At 42.4% G+C, this 19,243-nt stretch carries 22 protein-coding genes and 1 tRNA gene; 8 read left to right on the forward strand and 15 right to left on the reverse strand.

The genetic code is table 11. The features are described 5' to 3' along the window. The 4 genes from H589_RS21270 to H589_RS0111515 all read right to left on the reverse strand — a co-directional run. On the reverse strand, nucleotides 1-303 hold a 303-nt coding region (locus H589_RS21270), incomplete at its 3' end, for a hypothetical protein (RefSeq protein ID WP_425411461.1). A 12-nt stretch (nucleotides 304-315) separates the two neighbouring features. Further along, entirely contained in the window at nucleotides 316-2,616 is a 2,301-nt protein-coding gene (locus H589_RS0111505) for a zincin-like metallopeptidase domain-containing protein (protein WP_027722148.1), read from the reverse strand. 4 nt (nucleotides 2,617-2,620) lie between these two features. Then, nucleotides 2,621-2,833 (reverse strand): hypothetical protein, encoded by a 213-nt coding sequence (locus H589_RS0111510; RefSeq protein WP_027722149.1) that lies wholly within the window; start codon nucleotides 2,831-2,833, stop codon nucleotides 2,621-2,623. A 22-nt stretch (nucleotides 2,834-2,855) separates the two neighbouring features. Beyond that, a complete protein-coding gene (locus H589_RS0111515) occupies nucleotides 2,856-5,027 on the reverse strand; it encodes a DNA topoisomerase (protein ID WP_027722150.1) in 2,172 nt (723 codons plus the stop codon). Between the two features lie 65 nt (nucleotides 5,028-5,092). On the opposite strand from H589_RS0111515, the gene H589_RS0111520 reads away from it, so the two are divergent. Both H589_RS0111520 and H589_RS0111525 read left to right on the forward strand, forming a co-directional pair. Further along, on the forward strand, nucleotides 5,093-5,689 hold the full coding sequence (locus H589_RS0111520) for a terminase large subunit (protein WP_084146992.1): 597 nt from the start codon (nucleotides 5,093-5,095) through the stop codon (nucleotides 5,687-5,689). A 143-nt stretch (nucleotides 5,690-5,832) separates the two neighbouring features. After that, nucleotides 5,833-6,519, forward strand: a complete 687-nt coding sequence (locus H589_RS0111525; protein WP_027722152.1) for a hypothetical protein — start codon at nucleotides 5,833-5,835, stop codon at nucleotides 6,517-6,519. 181 nt (nucleotides 6,520-6,700) lie between these two features. Here H589_RS0111525 and H589_RS0111530 read toward each other — a convergent pair. After that, nucleotides 6,701-6,787, reverse strand: a tRNA-Leu gene (locus H589_RS0111530). 58 nt (nucleotides 6,788-6,845) lie between these two features. After that, complete coding sequence (locus H589_RS0111535) at nucleotides 6,846-8,543, reverse strand: YcaO-like family protein (protein ID WP_027722153.1); 1,698 nt, start codon at nucleotides 8,541-8,543, stop codon at nucleotides 6,846-6,848. A gap of 260 nt (nucleotides 8,544-8,803) precedes the next feature. Here H589_RS0111535 and H589_RS0111540 point away from each other — a divergent pair, with 260 nt between their 5' ends. Then, nucleotides 8,804-9,379, forward strand: coding sequence for a TVP38/TMEM64 family protein (locus tag H589_RS0111540; protein WP_245577133.1), 576 nt, complete (start codon nucleotides 8,804-8,806; stop codon nucleotides 9,377-9,379). Here H589_RS0111540 and H589_RS0111545 read toward each other — a convergent pair. The 5 genes from H589_RS0111545 to rdgC all read right to left on the reverse strand — a co-directional run bounded on the left by H589_RS0111545 (nucleotide 9,376) and on the right by rdgC (nucleotide 13,545). Continuing rightward, nucleotides 9,376-10,596, reverse strand: coding sequence for an ABC transporter substrate-binding protein (locus tag H589_RS0111545; RefSeq protein WP_027722155.1), 1,221 nt, complete (start codon nucleotides 10,594-10,596; stop codon nucleotides 9,376-9,378). The two genes, H589_RS0111540 and H589_RS0111545, sit on opposite strands and share 4 nt — an antisense overlap. Further along, on the reverse strand, nucleotides 10,593-11,711 hold the full coding sequence (locus H589_RS0111550; RefSeq protein ID WP_027722156.1) for a patatin-like phospholipase family protein: 1,119 nt from the start codon (nucleotides 11,709-11,711) through the stop codon (nucleotides 10,593-10,595). Before H589_RS0111550 ends, H589_RS0111545 begins: the two co-directional genes overlap by 4 nt. Nucleotides 11,712-11,794: 83 nt before the next feature. Beyond that, complete coding sequence (locus H589_RS0111555; RefSeq protein ID WP_027722157.1) at nucleotides 11,795-12,358, reverse strand: arylesterase; 564 nt, start codon at nucleotides 12,356-12,358, stop codon at nucleotides 11,795-11,797. Between the two features lie 6 nt (nucleotides 12,359-12,364). Next, on the reverse strand, nucleotides 12,365-12,898 hold the full coding sequence (locus H589_RS0111560) for a hypothetical protein (protein WP_027722158.1): 534 nt from the start codon (nucleotides 12,896-12,898) through the stop codon (nucleotides 12,365-12,367). A gap of 29 nt (nucleotides 12,899-12,927) precedes the next feature. Beyond that, complete coding sequence (rdgC, locus tag H589_RS0111565; RefSeq protein WP_027722159.1) at nucleotides 12,928-13,545, reverse strand: recombination-associated protein RdgC; 618 nt, start codon at nucleotides 13,543-13,545, stop codon at nucleotides 12,928-12,930. Between the two features lie 242 nt (nucleotides 13,546-13,787). Between rdgC and H589_RS0111570 the strand changes: the two genes are divergently transcribed. From H589_RS0111570 to H589_RS0111580, 3 genes are all read left to right on the forward strand, one after another. Then, a complete protein-coding gene (locus tag H589_RS0111570) occupies nucleotides 13,788-13,991 on the forward strand; it encodes a hypothetical protein (protein ID WP_027722160.1) in 204 nt (67 codons plus the stop codon). Between the two features lie 100 nt (nucleotides 13,992-14,091). Continuing rightward, the gene (locus tag H589_RS0111575) at nucleotides 14,092-14,466 is read left to right on the forward strand and encodes a hypothetical protein (RefSeq protein ID WP_027722161.1); all 375 of its coding nucleotides are present in this window, start codon (nucleotides 14,092-14,094) and stop codon (nucleotides 14,464-14,466) included. 168 nt (nucleotides 14,467-14,634) lie between these two features. After that, nucleotides 14,635-15,069 (forward strand): response regulator, encoded by a 435-nt coding sequence (locus H589_RS0111580; protein WP_027722162.1) that lies wholly within the window; start codon nucleotides 14,635-14,637, stop codon nucleotides 15,067-15,069. 2 nt (nucleotides 15,070-15,071) lie between these two features. On the opposite strand, the gene H589_RS0111585 is transcribed toward H589_RS0111580, so the two are convergent. Beyond that, the gene (locus H589_RS0111585) at nucleotides 15,072-16,034 is read right to left on the reverse strand and encodes a D-2-hydroxyacid dehydrogenase (RefSeq protein WP_027722163.1); all 963 of its coding nucleotides are present in this window, start codon (nucleotides 16,032-16,034) and stop codon (nucleotides 15,072-15,074) included. A 34-nt stretch (nucleotides 16,035-16,068) separates the two neighbouring features. After that, nucleotides 16,069-16,614, reverse strand: a complete 546-nt coding sequence (locus tag H589_RS0111590; protein WP_027722164.1) for a PilZ domain-containing protein — start codon at nucleotides 16,612-16,614, stop codon at nucleotides 16,069-16,071. Nucleotides 16,615-16,824: 210 nt separating this feature from the next. On the opposite strand from H589_RS0111590, the gene H589_RS20940 reads away from it, so the two are divergent. Next, a complete protein-coding gene (locus tag H589_RS20940; RefSeq protein WP_169433119.1) occupies nucleotides 16,825-16,968 on the forward strand; it encodes a hypothetical protein in 144 nt (47 codons plus the stop codon). Between the two features lie 71 nt (nucleotides 16,969-17,039). Here the strand turns inward: H589_RS20940 and H589_RS0111600 are convergent, their stop codons facing one another. Together H589_RS0111600 and rfbA are read right to left on the reverse strand one after the other, a co-directional pair. Next, nucleotides 17,040-17,528 (reverse strand): hypothetical protein, encoded by a 489-nt coding sequence (locus tag H589_RS0111600; protein WP_027722165.1) that lies wholly within the window; start codon nucleotides 17,526-17,528, stop codon nucleotides 17,040-17,042. Between the two features lie 4 nt (nucleotides 17,529-17,532). Beyond that, a complete protein-coding gene (gene rfbA, locus H589_RS0111605; protein WP_027722166.1) occupies nucleotides 17,533-18,408 on the reverse strand; it encodes a glucose-1-phosphate thymidylyltransferase RfbA in 876 nt (291 codons plus the stop codon). A gap of 130 nt (nucleotides 18,409-18,538) precedes the next feature. Between rfbA and H589_RS0111610 the strand changes: the two genes are divergently transcribed. Then, a complete protein-coding gene (locus tag H589_RS0111610) occupies nucleotides 18,539-19,243 on the forward strand; it encodes a DUF1614 domain-containing protein (RefSeq protein WP_027722167.1) in 705 nt (234 codons plus the stop codon).

Here is a 19,243-nt window from a genome sequence, read left to right on the forward strand (position 1 = left end):
GTTGAACGATTCTGCGTAATGACAGCAGATTGAAACCACTCTCACCCATGTCTTTGAATCCGCCTTGGAGTTGAACGATTCTGCGTAATGACAGCAGATTGAAACCAACGAGAAGGAGTCCATCGAACTGGATAGTCCGTTGAACGATTCTGCGTAATGACAGCAGATTGAAACTTGTTTCTGTTGACTGGTAGGCGATGGATTTTTAGTTGAACGATTCTGCGTAATGACAGCAGATTGAAACAGTGGATCTCTGGTGGGAGAAGTCTGTAATGCTTTAGATGGTCCCCCCTCAGAGCCCATCTGGGGTAGTCGTTACATCGCCATAGCCAGCGGCAGTGCTCCTGCCTTCATGGATTTTGCCATTTTGATGGTCTGGGACATTTGTTTCTGCACTTCACCGATTCCGCGCGATTTGTGAAGATCATTGAAGTCGGAGAGACCTTGCTCTTTTTCGGCTTCATTGAACTTGGGCGTTGCCATCAGACCGCCTACTGCCTTGGATGCTGCTTCGGCTTTTTCTATCCCGACATTCTTTTCAAGATGATGATCGTTGTCACTGACCAGCACTATGGAGCTTTTGGGATATTTGGCCTTCAGGGCTTTAGCGACCGGCTCAAGATTGGAAGAATCAAAAGCCACTACTGTGGGCATGTTGCTTGCCATATATGCGCTTGCCGCAGTGGCGTAACCTTCGGCAACGAGGATCGGTCCTCCTTTGGCTATGTTTTCGCCGGGATCAATGGTGTGGAACATCCCTGCCTTCAGACCTCCTTTTTCAAAAAGCTTGCCTTCCGGCGTGATGGTTTGCAGGGTGTGGATATGACCGTTCACGTCTCGACCTGGCACAAGTAAATCCCCGCGCTCGTTGACCTTGACCCCGTAGCCCGGAACACCTTTTTTAATGAGGTATTCCTGTTGCTGGGTGGCCCATTTTGCGTTGGTCCACTTGGCAAATGAACGCTTTGAAGCCTTTTCGCGCTGCTCGGCGAGGGCTTTTTCACGCTCTATCATTTTCTGGGCAGCTTGCGCCTTGATTTGGGACTTTTCCTCAGCGGTAAGTTCAAGGCCGTCAGCCTTCCAGTTCATTTTCAGGCCGGTCTTGTGATTCTGGATGAATCCTGCAGGGTAGGCATCAAGGAATCCTTTATATGCTCCGTCTTTTGAATTGGGCTTACCATCGATGACCGGCACGCGCTGAAGAGTGCCGTCCATGATCGGTTGCTGGCCTTGAAGATCTAGTCCGGCTTCCTGCAAGGCCTTGGCGAATTCCTGCACGGCGTTTGTCTGCGGAGCATTGATCTTTTCCTTGGGCAACCACTTGGCAAGAGGCTTGAGGTCTGTTCCGGTAGCAGCAAACCACAGTTTCTCGGATTTATCCCAGCGTGCGCCGAGTTTCTTGGCCTGTCCTTTTTCCCGATAGGGAACATTGAGATAGGTCTTTTCTGTGGCAAGACTGGGCTCTTGCTGCTTTTCCTTTTGCTGCGCTACGGCTTTGTTTTCCGGTAGCCATGCAGCGAATTTTTGGACGTCTTCGCCTTCAGGAGCGAACCACATCTTTTGTTTCTTATCCCACTTGGCTCCAAGTTGTTTTGCCTCATCTTTTTCAGAGAAGGGCACTTTGAGCCAGGTCTTGCCATTCTCAGGAATTCCATATCTTGATTCGCGTTGCTCCAGCTTGTCTTTGTCCGGACCGGAAACTGACATGCCTTGCTCCTTGGTTGCTTCCTTACTGCGTTCCTTCTCAAATCCTAGAGTGTAATCCTTGATCTTTTCAGCTCTCTGGCAGGCCCGGACAATTTCATAAGGATCTTCCTTCAGAACTTTGACCCAGCTTTTTACATAACTGGCATGTTGTTCCGGATTATGGCTGATGCCTAGTTCCGCGCTGGTCATCCAGCTTGCGATTTCCGCGCACAGTTCTTCCTTGGCGTAGATCTCCGAACCGAAGGGACCGAATTCACGGTCCATCCGTGATTCATGGCCAGTCCAGTGTCCCAATTCATGCAGGGCAGTGCTGTAATATTTGTCGGGACTGTCAAAGGATGCGTGTGGGGGAAGGTGGATTTCATCAGACGAAGGTTTGTAGAATGCCCGGTCGCGTTGATCGTGAATGATGCTTGCGCCTGAATTCTCCAGAATGGCTTCAGCCCGATCATCCGGATTCCACGAGATTTCCCGGCCATCCCATTCGGAAATTCCGTCAATCTGGCTGGCGTGGAACACATTGAAGAAGCGTATAAACGGCTTCTCTCGTTCAACTCGTTCAGTTTTTATGTTTCCATCGTCATCGCGTACCGGTTTGCCATCCTCATCTTTAACTACGTTTATTGCTGACCATTGCCAAAAAACAAGCGTCTGGGACTTCGCTCCTTTGCGAACCTGCCAGCCCTGTGATTCTGCCTGCTTATAGGTCATGAATCTAGGATCATTCAGGCCGTCAGAACCAAGCATGACCTGGTTGAATCCACGATAGACATTTCCTGTTACCGGGTTGAAAGCCGGCTGATATTCACCCGGCTTCCATGGCCGCTGCCAGGGCGCGGTTCCTTCTTCCAGCTTTTCAATAATTTTATCAGCAAAACGCTGATAGTATGGTGTCTTGTCCTTAGCCATGTGCTCATTCCTCCTGTTCTGCTTCTTCAGGATCAAATGGATCGAATGATGCGTCCTCCGCATCTTCCGCTGTGAGGGCGTCTTCTTCAAAGGCCCCCATGTGGTCAGCCAGTTCCGGATCGACTTCCATGGTCGCGCCGGGATTTTCTTCCAGTTCGTTTGTGAGCTGGTCAGCCTGTTCGTTCAGGTGGCTTTTGATTTCGTCGTTGTCGGTCATTTTTTCTCCTTTAATTTGCGGGTCAGTTTTCAAATTTAGGTTTCCCTTTCTCATCAAAGCAGCGGAACTTACACTCCGGAAAGCCGCTGCAACTCCACCAGAACAAGCCTTTGCGCTTGGCAGGCCTGCGAATCAGACCTTTGCCGCAATCAGGGCACTTGTACTCTTCAGAGGCTTTAAGCTTTTGGGTCGGTTTGGCTTTGAGATCAGGCTTACCTGCTTTGTTGGGAAAGGTTGCTTTGCATTCAGGATAGGCAGAGCAGCCCCAGAATTTACCTTTGGGGCCTTTGCGTGAGCGCAGGAATCCATTCCCGCATTTGGGGCACTGGATAGCTGAGCTCTTGATATTGATGTTTAGACCGTTAGTTTTTACGCGGTCGATTTCATCGGCTACGGATTTGTCCACCTCATCGATGAGCTGGCGGTAATCCAGCTCGCCGGCTTCAATTTTTTTCTGTTTCTCATGCCAGAGGGCGGTCATGTCCGGCTTAACAGCGAAATCGGGTAGCGCATCATGAAAGCTGCGTCCAATGTTAGTGCTGATGATATGTTTTCCTTTTTCAGCCAGAAAAGAACGGCGAAAAAGGGTGTCTATATGTGAATCACGCGTAGCAGGTGTTCCAATTCCGCCGGACTCGTCCTGCTTGTCGCTGTCCTTATCCAGAAGCAGCTTTTTTATTTCCGGGTCAGTCACATATTTAGAGACTGCGGTGAGATCCTTGAGCAAGGTTTTCATGGAATAGCGAGCCGGAGGTTTGGTAAATCCTTTTACGCTCTCAGCAGTTTCAACCGTGCCGGAATCGGATCGCTGAAGCTTGTGCAGCTCAGGTTGTTTTTCGGCATTTTCAAAGTCTCTGAGATCCTGATCGCTAAGAACTCTCCAGCCTGATGAGCTGTTCAGCCTTCCCTCAGCTTTGAAATTGTGGCCGGCAATTTCGAGTTCAAGCTTTGTGGCCATAAATTCTGCAGGAGGATAGAACTGGGCAATATAGAGTTTGGCTATCAATTCGTAGATGCGCCTTTCATCCTGACCTAGTTTATCCAGATCCGGAACATTCATGGTTGGGATGATGGCGTGGTGAGCGGTGACTTTTTTGGAGTTGAAGGCTTTAGATTTAAGCGTCGGGGTAGCGTGTTCGGCCATATCGCCAAAAGCCGGCTTAAGAGCCTGCAAAAGTTCCGGTGCTTCAGCGTGACGGTCATTATTGAGATAGCGGCAGTCACTGCGGTTGTATGTGATGGCTTTGTGCTGATCACGTAGTCGCTGGGTAATTTCAAGCACTTTTTTGGGTTTGTAATTCCAGATTCCAGCTGCATCAGCCTGAAGAGCCAGCAGGTTGTATGGTAGAGGAGAAGTGTTTTTGCGTTCAGCAGTTTCTACAGTCAAAACGGTTGCCGGCTTACCTTGCACCTCGTTGACAATTTTACGCGCAAATACTGCATCTATGATGCGGTTTTTGTCGTCGATTGGATCTCCTTCTTTTGGAGTGTAATCAGCAGATATTGAAATTCCATTTTGCATATCAATCAGGGCCTTAATGGTATGGTAGCCCTGTTTTTCATGAGCTTCATGTGCTCTGTCACGGGCAACAACTAAACCAAGAATGGGAGTTTGCACCCGTCCTACTGAAAGTACTCCTTCATATCCTTTCCTCTGTGCCAGTAAGCTGTAACAGCGAGTTAGGTTGTAGCCGTATCGCTGATCACAAACAGCCCGTGCAAGAGCGGACATGGACAGCCCGTGGAACTTGCTGTTGTTATCCATGTTCTCAAGGGCTTTGAGAATTGCAGAACCGTTGTTGTCGTTGATTAGCAATCTTTTGGTTGGTTTTTCCAGCAGACCAGCAAATTCGATAACTTCATCGACCAGCCGCTGACCTTCCGGGTCCGGGTCGCCGGCATTGACCAGCTCGTCAGCTTGATGGGCAAGGTCAATAATCTTTTTGAGATGATCGGCGTGTTTGCTTTCAGGGGCATAGGTGACCGGCCATTTCATAGGCAGGGAATTCAGGTCCCAGAGCTTGTAACGCTCATCGTGTTCTTCCGGATCAGTCAGCCTCAGTATATGACCCCAGAGCCATGTTATACAGTCGCCGTTTACATGAAACGCAGCTCCGGTAGGTTTTTCAGGACCTCCCATCGCAGTAGATATGGCGAGTGCTACATCTCTTTTTTCTGCTATAAATAATCGCATAATCTATCCTCCGAGATTAAAGGTTAAAATTGGTATAACTTTCTGTGCCTTGATTATGTCCACCAATCCGAAATAGCGGCGCAGACCCACACGCTTTCTATAGGCTATGGTTCGATGATAAAGCCGGAAAGATGTTTATTGACTCCGAAGTCTATGGACACTTTGGATTAGAAAAGATTCCTGAAAAAATGAAAAAGCTAAAGGGGCTTGATAAGCAGAAAATCTATTGTGACAACTCCGCGCCTGATAAAATCGCATATTGCCAGAAGCACGGACTTAACACCGTAGCCGCTCGCAAAGGGGCGGGAAGCATTGAGCATGGAATTGACTTTATCAGGAGTTGGGACGTTATTATCGACTCGTCTTGCGAGAACCTGATTTATGAGTTTAGCACCTATTCATATAAACGCGACAAGCAGACAAACGAGATAACATCCATCATTATCGACAAAAACAACCACGGGGCTGACAGTGTGCGCTATGCCTGTTCTGAGATGATCAGTGCCTCCCTTGGCGGTAACAATGAAACTTTTGCCGTAGCTTGCGGCGAGGTCATACCCAATTACGAGCCTGATTTTATGGAAAACTGCGATGATTACGGCGGCATGTTTGAGGATGGTTTCAGTAGTTCGGTTTCAGTCGCAAGTTTTGGATTATGCTAATTGCCGGGGTTGTCCCGGCTTTCGTATACCCCCTTCATGCTTCGGTGTGTCGGGGCATTTTCTTCTCAAGGGCTATTCACAGAGTTACCGTTTAGGATTAAAGTATGATTTAAAATATCAATATCGAACTTACGAGGTGGTATATGCTGAAAAGAGTTGTTTTGCTTGTCGTCTGTTTAATGGTGGGACTTGTTGGGTGTGCTCATAAGCATAAGAAGCCCGTTATTGAAAATAATTGTTATAAAAGTCTTCAACACACATTCCAAGTAGAACCTCCTGAAGGATGGGATGTTTCCTTTAATCGCCCAGAATGGTTCCCTTCTTTTCTTATTCCTAACAATTCCCGCTATACAGAAAGAGCTTATTTTTCCAACCAAACAGCAAAATCATGCATAATGATTGAGAGTAAAAGATTAACTTGGGCTAAACAAAATATTCACCCAGCAGTGATAACATATACTACAGGAGGCGTAGACAAAGCACAGGACGTATGCAAAGCCACATACCGCGAGATTGAGCGGAGGCTAAGAGCTGAGGGGATGATTGACAGCTACGACTATTACTGCAATCGAATACAACCCGGCAGAAAGTGCTACATCGATTACAATTGCCTTGAATCAACAATGGAGGCTGTATATACAAAAAACAAAAACTACATAATGGTACAAAAGGAATATATAGCAGGAGAGAGACTTGAAAATTTGCAAAGTAAAGTTGATACAGGATGGAGGATTTATTATGTCTTATACACACCAATAAAATACAAAAAAGCTGGTGAAAAGGCCCTCCAATACGTTATCGATTCAACTACCGAGCTTAATCACGAATAATTTGTCATAATGCAAAAAAATTCTCAACCTCAGTCCGGGTGTAAAAAATCAATTGGTGGGTGTAAGCCTGTTTGGCTGGCTCTACCTCAAAGAAAGGTGTAAATAGGGTGTAAAAACACCTTAAATGAGAAAAGGGTTTATAAGAATCTTTACTAAAATTCTCATAAACCCCTGTCTTTGCTGGTACCCAGAGCGGGACTTGAACCCGCACAGCCGTAAAGCCGAGGGATTTTAAGTCCCTTGCGTCTACCAATTCCGCCATCCGGGCATGGAAGAAATGTTTGATATACTTTGTCGTCTACTTAGTCAAGTATATTGGCATTATATTATAGATTTTTTTTAATGTCGAGATAGTTTCTGTACAGTCTTTTGCTGATTCGTGAGAACTTATCAAGGTCGGAAACAATTTCCAGACCGGGTATAATTGCTCTTGTTACCGGAATATCCAGATCTTTGCGGGTCAGATCGACATAATGCGGGAAGAAGTTATTGGCGGTCAATGTTTTTTCTATAACCATTACATCTCCCTCTGCACTTCCAGTTGAAAGGTCTGGTAAATCTTCCAGTTTGCGTGTCGGCAGGCCTTTCGGAGCTTCTGATGTAGGAGGGCCGGGGAAGGGGTAGGGTACTTCTGTAAGCGCAGAAAGCAATGCTCTTCTGCCATTTAAAGAACAGCCGCCGCCTTTATTGATATCCCCATGTTTACCTACCGCAAAAGCCTTATAGCAGGGTATACCAAATTCCGAGGTCATATCCTGAAACCAGACATTGATTCCGCAGGCTTTAAGATCATCAAGGTGCTTTTGAACCTCGGGGTCACTTGTTTCTATGGTGAAGCATTTCTTTTTGTCAAATGGCACTGTGGAATCAGAATCTCTTTCCAATACCTCCAGCAACGCACTAAGTTGTGCTTCTGCAAAAGTGTTTCCTGATGCAAGGCCTGTTGAACTTAAGCCGCTGAACAGGTTTTGTTCATCAAGGTTGCAGAACAAAAAGACATGCTGCACCGGGAGCCAAGTATCAACATATTCATCTCCGTTGAATTTATCAGCCGGCATCCACCAGAGAGACTGGCTTTCGTAAGGTGTTTCAAGAGTTAATAAATTAGGATCAAGGGCGGGACCGATTTTAGATATTTCTTCATATGTTCCTTGAATAACAGGAAGGTCATTCGTACGGCCTGTTACACCCGATTTGCCGATGCTGGCATACGAACTGACTCTTTCAGCTACTTCCATGGCACAGGAGACACATGCCTGCTCATAAGTAAATCCGCGTCCATAGCTGGTCTGAATGGCCCGCAATGAATTGCTGAATGCTCCATTTTTCGTGCTGTTATCAACCATCCAATGGTGAAGTACTGAAAAAGGGCTTAGACAGCCTTTCTGACGCATCTGAGGACCTAAGAACACACCTATGCCATCAAGTTTTTTGTTTGCATTAGCAGTTACTTCAGCCATAGGCGCACGATCTTTTGCCGGCGGAAGTTTTTTCTTTGCATCTAAGTTATCACGGATAGTTGCTGCTGTAGTGAAAATATTGGATGGGAGCTCTTCAGTTTTGTATAGTTCAGGAATTCCTGCTTCTTCCAGAGTGGGCAGCTCATCATGCTGTTCCATATTGTCCGCAAAGATGGATGTCCATTTGTTGTGCAGCGGTTGATCCGGTAATAAAAAAGAACGCAGATGCAGAGTGGGAGAATAATTTTTAAGCTCCTTAGCATCAAAATCCCTTTCAACTTCGGCTTTCAGGGATTCCAGACGGGGGTGAGTCTGAACAGCCTCGTAGATGAGCGCTGCCAAAACTTTTTTATCTGATTTACCTTTTATTTCTTTTATTAATTTTTGTATCTTACGGGTACGATGTTTGCCCAGCATATCAAGCATGTGGCGATGCATGAATTCATCAAAGGGATGAGCTTCAAGGTGATCAAGCACTTCGGAAAAACTTAAATTTGGACCGGGGAAAGCTGCAAAACAGCCAGTTCCTGAGAGGGTGTCCATGAGTTTCAGTTCGTAACGCATATTTTCCTCTTTTTATTGTTTTCTGAAATAGTTTTTTTCAGTGATAAAATATAGTGTTAGTATGCGTGTGTTATCCTTATAAGCTGCGGATGTCACGTATACTTCGGACTGAAATAGTAGGGTATTTATTACTACAAGTGAAGCAGGGAAATATGGGAATAAAGAAAATTTTTAGTAATAAGATATTGTTACACGGAACGGTCATTTTGTTAGTGGTCGGGATTCTGTCTTATTGTATCGAAAATTACGGAGAGGGACACTTGTCTGCTCTTGCGGACTGGGTTGATGCCCGCGGCAATTTTGCTCCTTTATTCTTTATGCTGATAAATATTGCTGGAATGATTTTTGTCTTACCACAGACCATTTTCGTGGTGGTTGCGGGAGTACTTTTCGGTGCAGTAAAGGGTACAGCTATCTGTCTTGTCAGTATGGCAGTAGGCTCATCTATTTCTTTTTTTATGGGGCGTTTTGTTTTTAAACGTTTTATATTAAGAAAATTCGGGAAAGATCCTAACTTTATTAAGCTTGAAGTCCTTAGCCATAGACATCCGCTAAAAGTACTTGCGTTAAGTAGAATTGTTCCTGTGGTACCTTATTCTGTTGCTAACTACTTATGGTCTATTACAAAAGTTCGCTTCTTTCCTTTTTTAATGATGAGTATTCTTTGTATAATTCCAGAGACTGTTTTTCTTGCTACAGGTGGCCATATTCTGTCTGCAGGAGTGGTTAAGGGAACACTTAATTGGAAATTTCTAGCTGTACTGGTATCCGCTGGAGCTTTGATTTTTTTTCTGGTCAAGGCTGTGCGGAAAGGTCTTGATGATGAACAACTTTAATTAAACTCTGTTGCTAATGAAGTTTTCCCGGCGTGTGCCTTGATTATATAAAGAGGTTTATGTGCGGACCTATCTTGAAATGAAATTTTTCCAGAGACACCATAAAAGTTATCAATTCCTGAGAGACCTTTTATAATTTCTGCTGGTTGTGACCCCTCTTTTTGGGCTGCTTCAGCCAGCAGCATGATAGAATCAAAACCCAGCGCAGCGTTGCCGGTAGATGGTTTGTTTCCAAATAAGTTTTTGTAATCCTGAACAAATTCCTGAACCAACTGATCTTCACGTTGGAGGCTGGCTTGTGCTGCATAAAAAAGGATTCCAGGCCAATTCTTTATACTTTGCTGCATTGATATTCTGTCAAAACTTGTACCACCGATAATTTGATAGGTGATGCTATTTTCATTAAAAAGTTCTAATAGTTTTAAGCTGATTCGTGGAGGAGTAAAAATGACTATAGCTTCAATTTCCGGCTGAGCAGGGGCGGGGTCTCTTTTTTGTATGATTATGTCCGCTTCAGCTCCACCTGCAGTACCTGTACCTGTTTCTTCATTTGTAACTGTATTATTTTCCGGCGGTGGCGGGGTAAGTTGATTAATCTTTTTTACAATGAATGATAAGTCTGCGTCATTTTCAGTAATGCGCATTTCTGCCATTATGTTGCCGTTGTTCTGCCTAAAGTATTTGGCAAAGCTTTCAGCTTGCCGTGCATCTGTGTCGCTCAGGTCAGAACTGATTAAAATGATATTACCTATTTGCAGAGTATTTCCTGTATATCGGGCAATAATCTGTCCTATCCGTTTGCCGGGGACAGCCAGTGTAAAAATTTTTGGTCCAACTGAAGAAAGTTCTGCTACTTCGGCACCTGTACAGAGAAATGGTAATCCATTTGCTTGCAGGGCAGGAGCTGCGCTCAGGGCCGGATCTGAAGATAAAATGCCGCTGACTGCAGAGATTGATTTCAATACGCTAAATTTATCTACTGCTTTGAGTACATCTTCTGGACCACTTGTAATTGCTTCTGTTTTTAGATCAATTTTTATTTTACCACTAGAAGCATTTATTTTTTTAACGGCCAGCACCGCTCCGTTCATCGCTTCCTGTGCTGTTGGTGCTATATCTCCTTTAGTTTCAAAAATTGTTCCTAGTACCAGTTGATCTGCAAAGGATGAAGTGCAAAGAAGTAAGAACATGCTGATTGCTGAAAGTATTTTTGTCATGCTCCACGTCCCTTTCGGTGTTTGTTCGTTTTAGTAATTTTTATTATACGTTTTTGCCCTGTAGGTGTGGATTTTGTTTCATTTTTAGAGACACTGTTTTTCATTTTTTCAACTGCATCATTTTGTTTTTTCTTTTCTTCTGCGAGCGCAGTTTCTTTAGCTTTTTTTTCAGCTTCACGCTTTTTACGCTCTTCTTCACGCAGTTTATTTTTTATTTTAAATTCAACTATAGCATCTTTAAACTGCGCTTTTTTATTGGTGAAAGCTACTTTTCCGGCATGAACGATTTCGTTTAGTTTGTTGATTTCCCATAATTCAATGGAACGTGGGTACTTGATATAAACCGGGATAATTTCATGGTGGTGCATGTCAATTGCCATTGGTAATTGACTTGTAAGAATTGATCTTTTGAAAATTCTGGAGGTATTGAAATAGCTCTCCATGAAGCTTTTAGGTTCAGGATTGCATGCGTCATCAAAGTATATAGGAATAATTATATCAATCTGGCGTTTGACGCACTCCATTACTGGAACAGGAGATGAGAATGCTCCGTCGATCAATTTTCTACCATCGACATTTCCCGGAGGCATAAGCGGGTATATTGCACTGCTGGCGTATATGGCCTGAGCCAGATTGCCTTTTTCAAGAATCACCGGATTTCCGGTAGCAAGGTCTGTCGTCGTAATAACTGTTTTGGGGGAAAGATCAGAAATGTCAGTTTCTTTGAAAATTGTTTCATATGTTTTACGCAAGCAATCTGTTTTCAGAATACCGGATTCAGCCGTAAACCGGCCCATACCTGTGCTTGCTATTTCAAGTACTGAGTTATAGTCCACATCGGTGAAAAATCGAGGATCTAAGGTTTTAGAAAAAATTTCCTGAATATGACGAAGGTTGTATCCAGCTCCCATAAATGCAGCCAGAAGGGCTCCTCCGCTTACTCCGATAATTAGATCTATTTTAACATTCTGAGCTTGCAGGTATTCTATAAATGGCAGAGCACAAAAAGATTTGATACCTTCAGAACCGAGAATCAGAGCAACTGAGGGTCTTAATGGTGATTTAGGTGGGGCAACGATTTCTTTTTGCGTATCAGTACTATTTTTTTCTTCCATTTTGTATCCGTCCTTTGTCCAGAAAGATACATACAAGAAATAATAAGTACAATACTAATGAGTGAATTGTATGACTTGAAAGCTTATTTTTTAATCTCGTTAAGAAAGCTGCGTATGATTGGGAAAATATTTTCAACCATTACTGTGACCCCTTCAGTATTTGGATGAACTCCATCAGGTTGATAGAATTCAGATTCTTCAGATATCCCCAGAGTGAGATTTGGATAACAGGGTATATTGAACTTTTCAGCCAGAGCTGGAAAAACAGCTTTAAATACCGACGCATATCCTTGAGGTGTGAAATTCATGGGTTTAAAGCCTAACAGGAGAACAGGAATTCCTGCCTCCTGTAAGGCTTCAATCATACTTGATAAATTAAGTTTTAACTGCTCAGGGTCTTCCAACTGAAAGCAGTCATTGGCTCCGAATTCAACATAAGCAGCGTCAGGTTTGCTCTCTATTACATCAGCAAGACGTGCCAGCCCCGCAGCGGAAGTGTCACCGGATACTCCGAAATTTTTAATTTCTACGTGATATCCATTTTCCAGCAGCTTTCTTTCAAGTTGTGCAGGAAATGAGCTGTAGGCAGGTAGCCCATACCCTTCTGTAAGGCTGTCTCCAAATGCTGCTAATGTAATCTTTGCCATAAATTTTTAACCTTCGTCATTTTTCAACCAATGGCGGAATTTTGAGACTTCATCAGGCCACTGACTGGATATGCGTATTGTTATAAAATCTTTAAATACATGGTCGAAAAGAGCAATACATTTTTCTATAAGAAATATTTTTTCCAGAAATTTTGCATCAGGGTCATCGCCTTCTTCGTCTTTCATTTCCACTTTGGGAGTTTTGAGACCGCTTAAGGTGAAGTCATCAGCTTTAACCTGAACCTGCCAGAGATTTTCGTCAATTTCCATTTTTAACTGGGCACGGGTAACTTTTTTACCTGTTTTAAGTCCATAGAGAACTTCAGTCATGTCTCCGCTGGAAGAGTTTACTGTGGCAGTATCAACATTTTCACCATCGCCGCCCTGAACGGACATGCGCTGCTCCATGTAAAGCATGAAGCGTTCACCGCTTTCAAGTTCGAACATGCCGTCCTGTACTTCACTTTTATACCATAGCCAGGTCAGAAAATCCTGACCCAGAAGTTTATTTTCCCTTTCGGCAAGCATTAAGAGGTCCATATGTGCTCCTTGGATTAAATTCTGCTGTTTTAGCCTACGAAGTAGGTCGGGTCGAGTGATTCGAGTTTTTGTACAGCCTCTTCGCCGAGCATTTCCATTGCCAGAAAGAAGGGAGTAAGCGGTTCCAGAGTAAGATCAAAGGTGTCAGAAAAATGGTCTGTGAAGAGATCCATAACTTTGGAGTTGGTCGCTGCAAGGTAAATTCTGTTTTCAGGAACATTCCATACTACATCAAATACTGCTGGTATTGGCAGGCTTCGTGCCCGCAGTTTAAGGGTAACTTGTTCCTTGATTTCTCTTTTACGATCTCTGGATATGAAATTTTTACCTTCTTTCTTAGCTTCGGCAAGCTCATGGTTGAGAGATATCTGTAAATGTTTTTTCAGAACCGCCGGCTGTATTCTGCGTGTATCCAGACGGAGAGAAAACGTGAAGTATTGGGCCTTTTCAGGAGGCGAAACAGCCCATTTGTCATCAAGCATATCATCCATGTTTACCCAGCCGAAGGAGCGTTCCTCGGCGGTATGGTCGATATCTTTGAAAGCAAATTTAGCTAATCTTTCAGGGATTTCCCGGATAAGATCATCTGAAATTTCATCTAAAATTCTGTATCTGGTAAGGCCGACGCTGGCGGAAAGTATTGGCAAAACTTACTCCTTGAACCGGCTAGGCAGTTAATTGTCGCTGCCGGATTAATTTAGCACTGAGATAAAAACAAACGTAAATGATTAAGTTCATTCTATCGAGAAGTAAAGAGAAAGAAACATGTGTATGCACATTGGTGGCATATTTGGTGCATAATATATTTCAGTTGTGGAAGATTGTAAATCAGGCAACCCGAAAGGAGGATCAAGTCAGTTAAAGCTGATGTAAGCTGGTGGAGGTCATTATGACTCTCTTGAATGTACACATTGAAGACAATTATATTGTTATCGGTTCAAAGCGCAGAAAAATGTTGACTGAGCACGGGTGTAACGAACCTTTTAAAGACAGATTCTGGTGTCCGCGAAAAAAATGGTTTATGAAGGGCCCTTGTCCATTCATGAACAAGATTGAGTGCGGAAATTATAGACAAATGTGCGGATCTCTTTAGCAATAAAAACAGGCTGATATGTGTCAAAACCTGAATAGCTTGCAATTAAAATTTCATGAGTTTACCGTAATTAATAAATTTCAAAAATTACGGAGTTAAAATGAGTGATAGTCCAAATGTAGTTTTGGCCGACTGGCTCGATAGTGAAGCTTGTGAAATTCGTGAAATCGAGGGAAGGGCATATACAGTCCTTCACCATGATAATGATGAATCAGCATATAGAGAACTGATGCGTAGTAAGGCCTTGCGTCTTGCCTCTCTAGCTGAAAACGGTCTTCCACTGGCTGAAAGATTGGAGCTACATGAACGTGCCATGGTGGTTAAAAGGATGAAACGTTTTTCTACGTCAGCATCAACAGCATTAAATATTGGTAGTGTATTTTTTATGTCAGCACTTTTATATCCTGATGGGTATGAAGATGGACAAAAAAATGATCTTGAAATTTTTGCACAAAAAATAAGATCTTTAACTTAATTTCTGGTAATATACCAAAAGGTATTTAAAGATTTATGAACTATTCTTTTCTTATTTATCTAATAAAACGATTGCGAATAAAACATTGTTGGTATAGGAATTCTCGCTAGGTCAAAGGGAGGAGTGAGCAGTTGACCTGCTTACTTTTTTGATGCTGTGAAGGTGCATATGAATAGTGTAAAAGTTGGTAGCAATTCCGCTTTGCAAAAAAGCGTTGAAACTGAGAAAACTTTGAAAATTTTATTAGCTGAAGATTGTGAAAATAATGTTCTCTTAGTGCAGCTGTATCTGAAAAAATTTCCTTATACCATTGATGTTGCCGCGAATGGCAACATCGCGGTAGAAAAGTTTAAGGATGATAAGTATGATATAGTACTTATGGATATTGAAATGCCTTTTACGGATGGTTACGAAGCTACGGGACGTATCCGTACTTACGAAGAGAGTAATAATCTTGATAAGACTCCCATCATAGCTGTAACGGCCCATGCTTTGCCTGAAAATGAAAAGCAGGCTTATTCTGTAGGCTGTGACTATTTTTTAACCAAGCCGGTTAGAAAAGCCGACTTGGTTGATATCATACATAAGTATACACGAAATTGATTTTATAGATTGTTTACCACGTTTATTGGCGATCCATTTTGGAAAGCAGTTACGTTTTGAACAGCTATTGCACTAAGTCTCGAACGAGCTTCCAGAGTTGCCCATGCTATGTGCGGGGTGATGATCAGATTAGGTGCTCCTGCTAAAGGATTTCCCGGTAGCATAGGTTCATTTTCCACGACATCAAGAGCTGCTCCGGCAATAACTCTGTTTGTTAGGGCTTCGGCTAGGTCTTTTTCATTAATAAGCGGTCCGCGGGCCGTGTTGATAATAATTGCAGTTGATTTCATGCTGGAAATGAGCGCCTTGTCAATAAAACCTTTATTGTCGTCAGTAAGAGGGCAGTGTAGGGAAACGACATCTGATTCTCTGAAAAGTTCTTCCCTGCTGCAAAATTTGAACGGGCTGTAATCTGGAGTCGATTTAGGTCTCGGGGCATATGCCATGACTTCCATTCCAAAAGCATTAGCAATTATCCCCACTTTTTGACCGATATCTCCGAAACCGACAATTCCTATTTTTTTATCTTTCAGCTCAAAAAGTGCAGTTTTCCAGAAACAAAAATCATTTTGAGCGGCCCATTCCCCATTTTTGACTGCATGATCATGAAGGCTTACTTGGTTTGCAAAACCAAGAAGCATAGCAAAAACATGTTGGGCAACGGATGGCGGCGAATAAGACGGGATGTTTGAAACAGTGATACCGCATGCTGTCGCGGCATTTATATTTACAGCATTGTATCCTGTTGCAAGTACCACTATGTACTTTAAATTTGGAAGAGAACTTATGATATTCTCAGTTATTACTGTTTTATTAGTCATAATAATTTCAGCATTTATGGAACGCTCAACTATTTGATTCTGGTCTGTCCGGTCATAGACTGTAAGCTCGCCTAGTTTTTCAAGTTCCGTCCATGGATTATCACCAGGATTTACAGTGTATCCATCTAATATAGTTATCTTCATATTTATTCCTTCGTCCTGATTATTTTTAATAACTTTAAAGTTTAATCTTTGGAGTAGTATCTTTTTTTTCTCCACGTTTGGAGTGGCGATCAATTTCTGTGTCTACTTCTTTTTCAACCTTATCAGTACCGGGGTTATTGTGTTTTTTTTGGATCTGTCTTTTTTGAGCAGCAAGAACTAATTTACTGATTATTTTATCCTGTCCACGTTCAAGGTTTTGAAATTCACAGCCTACAAGTTTTTTGTTGTGGCGCATTATTTTCAGATGTAATTCTTTAAGCACTGGCTTTCCAGACCAGAAGAGGATTGCTTCCACTGTTTCACCTACTGGAAATTCTTTTGAACTGATAAAGCCGATACCTGTGGCACTGATATCAGATATACGGCATTTTATTCTCGGATTGCGACAGATTACGTGCATATTATCAACATCAATTCGATAAGCTCTTCTGGCGCTAGGATTGCTTTTAGCCGGTTTGAATTTGATATCCAATGATTCGGAGTTTTTTCTCCCAAGCATTCTATCTAATTTGTTTTTAAGCTTGCTTAAGAAGCTTGCTTCTTTTTGCTTATCAACCATTTCTTACCCTTGCTGGCGAATGTGTTCGTTAGCAGCTAAATTTAATTATTAAAATTTTAACTAAAAAGAATAACTACATATATAATATATGTATGGGTTTGTTTGTCAATATTTATACTGAAACTAGCGCTTGACATTGGACAAAATAATGGTGATTAATATTTAGCATTTTGGTAATTAATTGGGTTAAATACTTGGAGGTATCAGGGTATGATCGGTGAACTTATAAGTAATATGGGGCACAGCAGTACTGCTGGCTTCGTTGGTGTTTCCCTTATCTTTGTTTATCTTGCCTGGATTCTGTTTATGGCATTCAGCAGAATTGAAGAAGGTAAAAAAGAAGGTCACCATTAAAAAGAATTTCGAGAAGACTTTATGGCTTTTCAAAAAAAACGGCGCAATTTGCGCCGTTTTTTTTATCTATACTATTTATTAAAATTTCGATTTATTTCAGATAACTGCTTAAGAACAATATTTAATTGAGCTTCAAATATTTTTGCAAGATCTTTGAGTGTCTGGTCTTTTGCTTTTGTAAGTATGTCTTTAATAAAAGTTTTTCTTCGGCTGATATCGTTAAAAGCATATCCGCATTTACTTTTGAGCATATCTACTTCTTTATTTTTGAAGCTGTCCTTTCTCTTAACAAGATTGACCACCGAAAAGAGGGAATTCAGACTATGAATTTGCGTTGCGCTGACTTTACACATGTTTGCCATATCCTGCATTGCGTAAACTCGGTCTGGCTGTGTATCTGCTCCAGCAGCTTCGGAAATGTTACTCCCTAATGTTTTCAATGATTTCTGTACAGCTGAGAGCTTGTTGAAAGGGATCGACAGATCTGAACTCAAAGTATTTGCTTGTGCCGGGCCGATCGCAATGAATAAAAGAAGAAGAGACAAAATAATTTTTTTCATGCTGCTAACCTTGGGCTTCGTTATAAATTTCCATAAGGTATTGGCCATAATCATTTTTAAGCATGTCGGCAGCTAGAGTTCTTAATTGCTCAGAATCTATATAGCCCATACGAAATGCAATTTCTTCAAGACAGGCTAGCAAGAACCCCTGACGTTCCTGAATGGCTTCAACATATGCGGATGCTCGGAGAAGGGATTCATGTGTTCCCATATCAAGCCATGCATATCCGCGGCCGAGCAGTTCAACGTTAAGCTTTTTACGTTTAAGGTATTCGTTGTTTACATCGGTAATTTCGAGCTCTCCGCGTGCTGATGGCTTTATCTTTTTGGCAATATCAATGACAGAGTTGTCATAAAAGTATAATCCTGTGACAGCGAATTTTGATTTTGGCACGTCAGGTTTTTCTTCTATGCTGATAACTCTTTTATTTTTATCAAATTCAACGACTCCATATCTTTTGGGATCTTTAACTGCATACGCAAAAACAGTTCCGCCTTCTTTGAGCGCCGCTGTCTTTTGCAAAATATGCTGCAAATCGTTGCCATAAAATATGTTATCTCCAAGAATTAAGCTCACACTGTCATTACCGATAAATTCTTCACCAATGATAAATGCTTGAGCAAGTCCTTCCGGTTCAGGTTGGACTTTATAGGAAATATTAATGCCCAGATTTGATCCATCGCCGAGAAGCTCTTTAAATCTGTGGAGATCTTCCGGTGTAGAGATGATTAAAAAATCTTTAATCCCGGCCATCATTTGAATGGAAAGCGGATAATAGATCATGGGCTTATCATAGACAGGTAAAAGCTGTTTACTTACGACCCTAGTCAGTGGATAAAGCCTTGTGCCTGATCCTCCTGCAAGTATAATTCCTTTCATTTATATATCCCTCCAGAGGGTATTATTATCTGATGCAATTAATTTAGCAATAAAATATTGAAGTGTCTGCATTAATATCATTAAATAGCCCGAGTGCTTTCCGGAATTAAAAACAAGGAGATTTGTAAAAATGCGTGGTCCTATGTTTTCTTTGCCAACCGTAATGTTTTTAGGTGTTATTTTTTTTATTCTTATATTCTTTTTGTTTATATTTGTACAGGTTGGCATGGTAACTGTAGCTTTTTCCAAATTGGGGCTTACTCCAGGACAGGGGTTTATGCTGCTAATTGCCACCTTACTTGGAAGCGGCGTTAATATTCCGGTATTCCGATCTGAGCGTCTTGTGCCGGATGTGAATGTCAGGCGTATAAAAATGTTTAACCCTCACGCAGGATATGATTTTTCTGAAAAGGGTAAGTCGTTGACTAAACAGGTTGTTGCGGTCAATCTTGGTGGGTGTGTGATACCTGTTTTGCTTTCCATGTCGCTTCTGGGACGCCATGGTCTGGATCTTCCGATTCTGCTATGTATTGCAGTCGTGAGTGCTGCTACTTATGCATTAGCCCGTCCTGTACCGGGAGTAGGCATAGCAATTCCTATTTTGATTCCACCTTTAATAACGGCTTTCTCCGCTTTGATTTTTGTTCCGGGTGAAATCGCGCCTATTGCAGCTTATGTTGCCGGAAGCTTAGGAACTCTGATAGGAGCTGACCTGCTTCATCTGGCTACACCTGCTACAAGACGAGTATTGGATACTCCCGTTGTGTCAATTGGTGGTGCGGGAACTTTTGACGGAATTTTTATTACCGGAATATTAGCAGTGCTTCTAGCTTAA

Origin of the sequence: Maridesulfovibrio zosterae DSM 11974 (assembly GCF_000425265.1) — a bacterium.
Classification (GTDB): domain Bacteria; phylum Desulfobacterota; class Desulfovibrionia; order Desulfovibrionales; family Desulfovibrionaceae; genus Maridesulfovibrio; species Maridesulfovibrio zosterae.

Excerpts from the sequence above, each read along its gene's own strand:
- H589_RS0111505 (WP_027722148.1), bottom strand. The coding sequence starts at position 2,616 with ATGGCTAAGGACAAGACACCATACTATCAGCGTTTTGCTGATAAAATT.
- H589_RS0111510 (WP_027722149.1), bottom strand. The coding sequence starts at position 2,833 with ATGACCGACAACGACGAAATCAAAAGCCACCTGAACGAACAGGCTGAC.
- H589_RS0111515 (WP_027722150.1), bottom strand. The coding sequence starts at position 5,027 with ATGCGATTATTTATAGCAGAAAAAAGAGATGTAGCACTCGCCATATCT.
- H589_RS0111525 (WP_027722152.1), top strand. The coding sequence starts at position 5,833 with ATGCTGAAAAGAGTTGTTTTGCTTGTCGTCTGTTTAATGGTGGGACTT.
- H589_RS0111535 (WP_027722153.1), bottom strand. The coding sequence starts at position 8,543 with ATGCGTTACGAACTGAAACTCATGGACACCCTCTCAGGAACTGGCTGT.
- H589_RS0111545 (WP_027722155.1), bottom strand. The coding sequence starts at position 10,596 with ATGACAAAAATACTTTCAGCAATCAGCATGTTCTTACTTCTTTGCACT.
- H589_RS0111550 (WP_027722156.1), bottom strand. The coding sequence starts at position 11,711 with ATGGAAGAAAAAAATAGTACTGATACGCAAAAAGAAATCGTTGCCCCA.
- H589_RS0111555 (WP_027722157.1), bottom strand. The coding sequence starts at position 12,358 with ATGGCAAAGATTACATTAGCAGCATTTGGAGACAGCCTTACAGAAGGG.
- H589_RS0111560 (WP_027722158.1), bottom strand. The coding sequence starts at position 12,898 with ATGGACCTCTTAATGCTTGCCGAAAGGGAAAATAAACTTCTGGGTCAG.
- H589_RS0111570 (WP_027722160.1), top strand. The coding sequence starts at position 13,788 with ATGACTCTCTTGAATGTACACATTGAAGACAATTATATTGTTATCGGT.
- H589_RS0111575 (WP_027722161.1), top strand. The coding sequence starts at position 14,092 with ATGAGTGATAGTCCAAATGTAGTTTTGGCCGACTGGCTCGATAGTGAA.
- H589_RS0111580 (WP_027722162.1), top strand. The coding sequence starts at position 14,635 with ATGAATAGTGTAAAAGTTGGTAGCAATTCCGCTTTGCAAAAAAGCGTT.
- H589_RS0111585 (WP_027722163.1), bottom strand. The coding sequence starts at position 16,034 with ATGAAGATAACTATATTAGATGGATACACTGTAAATCCTGGTGATAAT.
- H589_RS0111590 (WP_027722164.1), bottom strand. The coding sequence starts at position 16,614 with ATGGTTGATAAGCAAAAAGAAGCAAGCTTCTTAAGCAAGCTTAAAAAC.
- H589_RS20940 (WP_169433119.1), top strand. The coding sequence starts at position 16,825 with ATGATCGGTGAACTTATAAGTAATATGGGGCACAGCAGTACTGCTGGC.
- H589_RS0111600 (WP_027722165.1), bottom strand. The coding sequence starts at position 17,528 with ATGAAAAAAATTATTTTGTCTCTTCTTCTTTTATTCATTGCGATCGGC.
- rfbA (WP_027722166.1), bottom strand. The coding sequence starts at position 18,408 with ATGAAAGGAATTATACTTGCAGGAGGATCAGGCACAAGGCTTTATCCA.
- H589_RS0111610 (WP_027722167.1), top strand. The coding sequence starts at position 18,539 with ATGCGTGGTCCTATGTTTTCTTTGCCAACCGTAATGTTTTTAGGTGTT.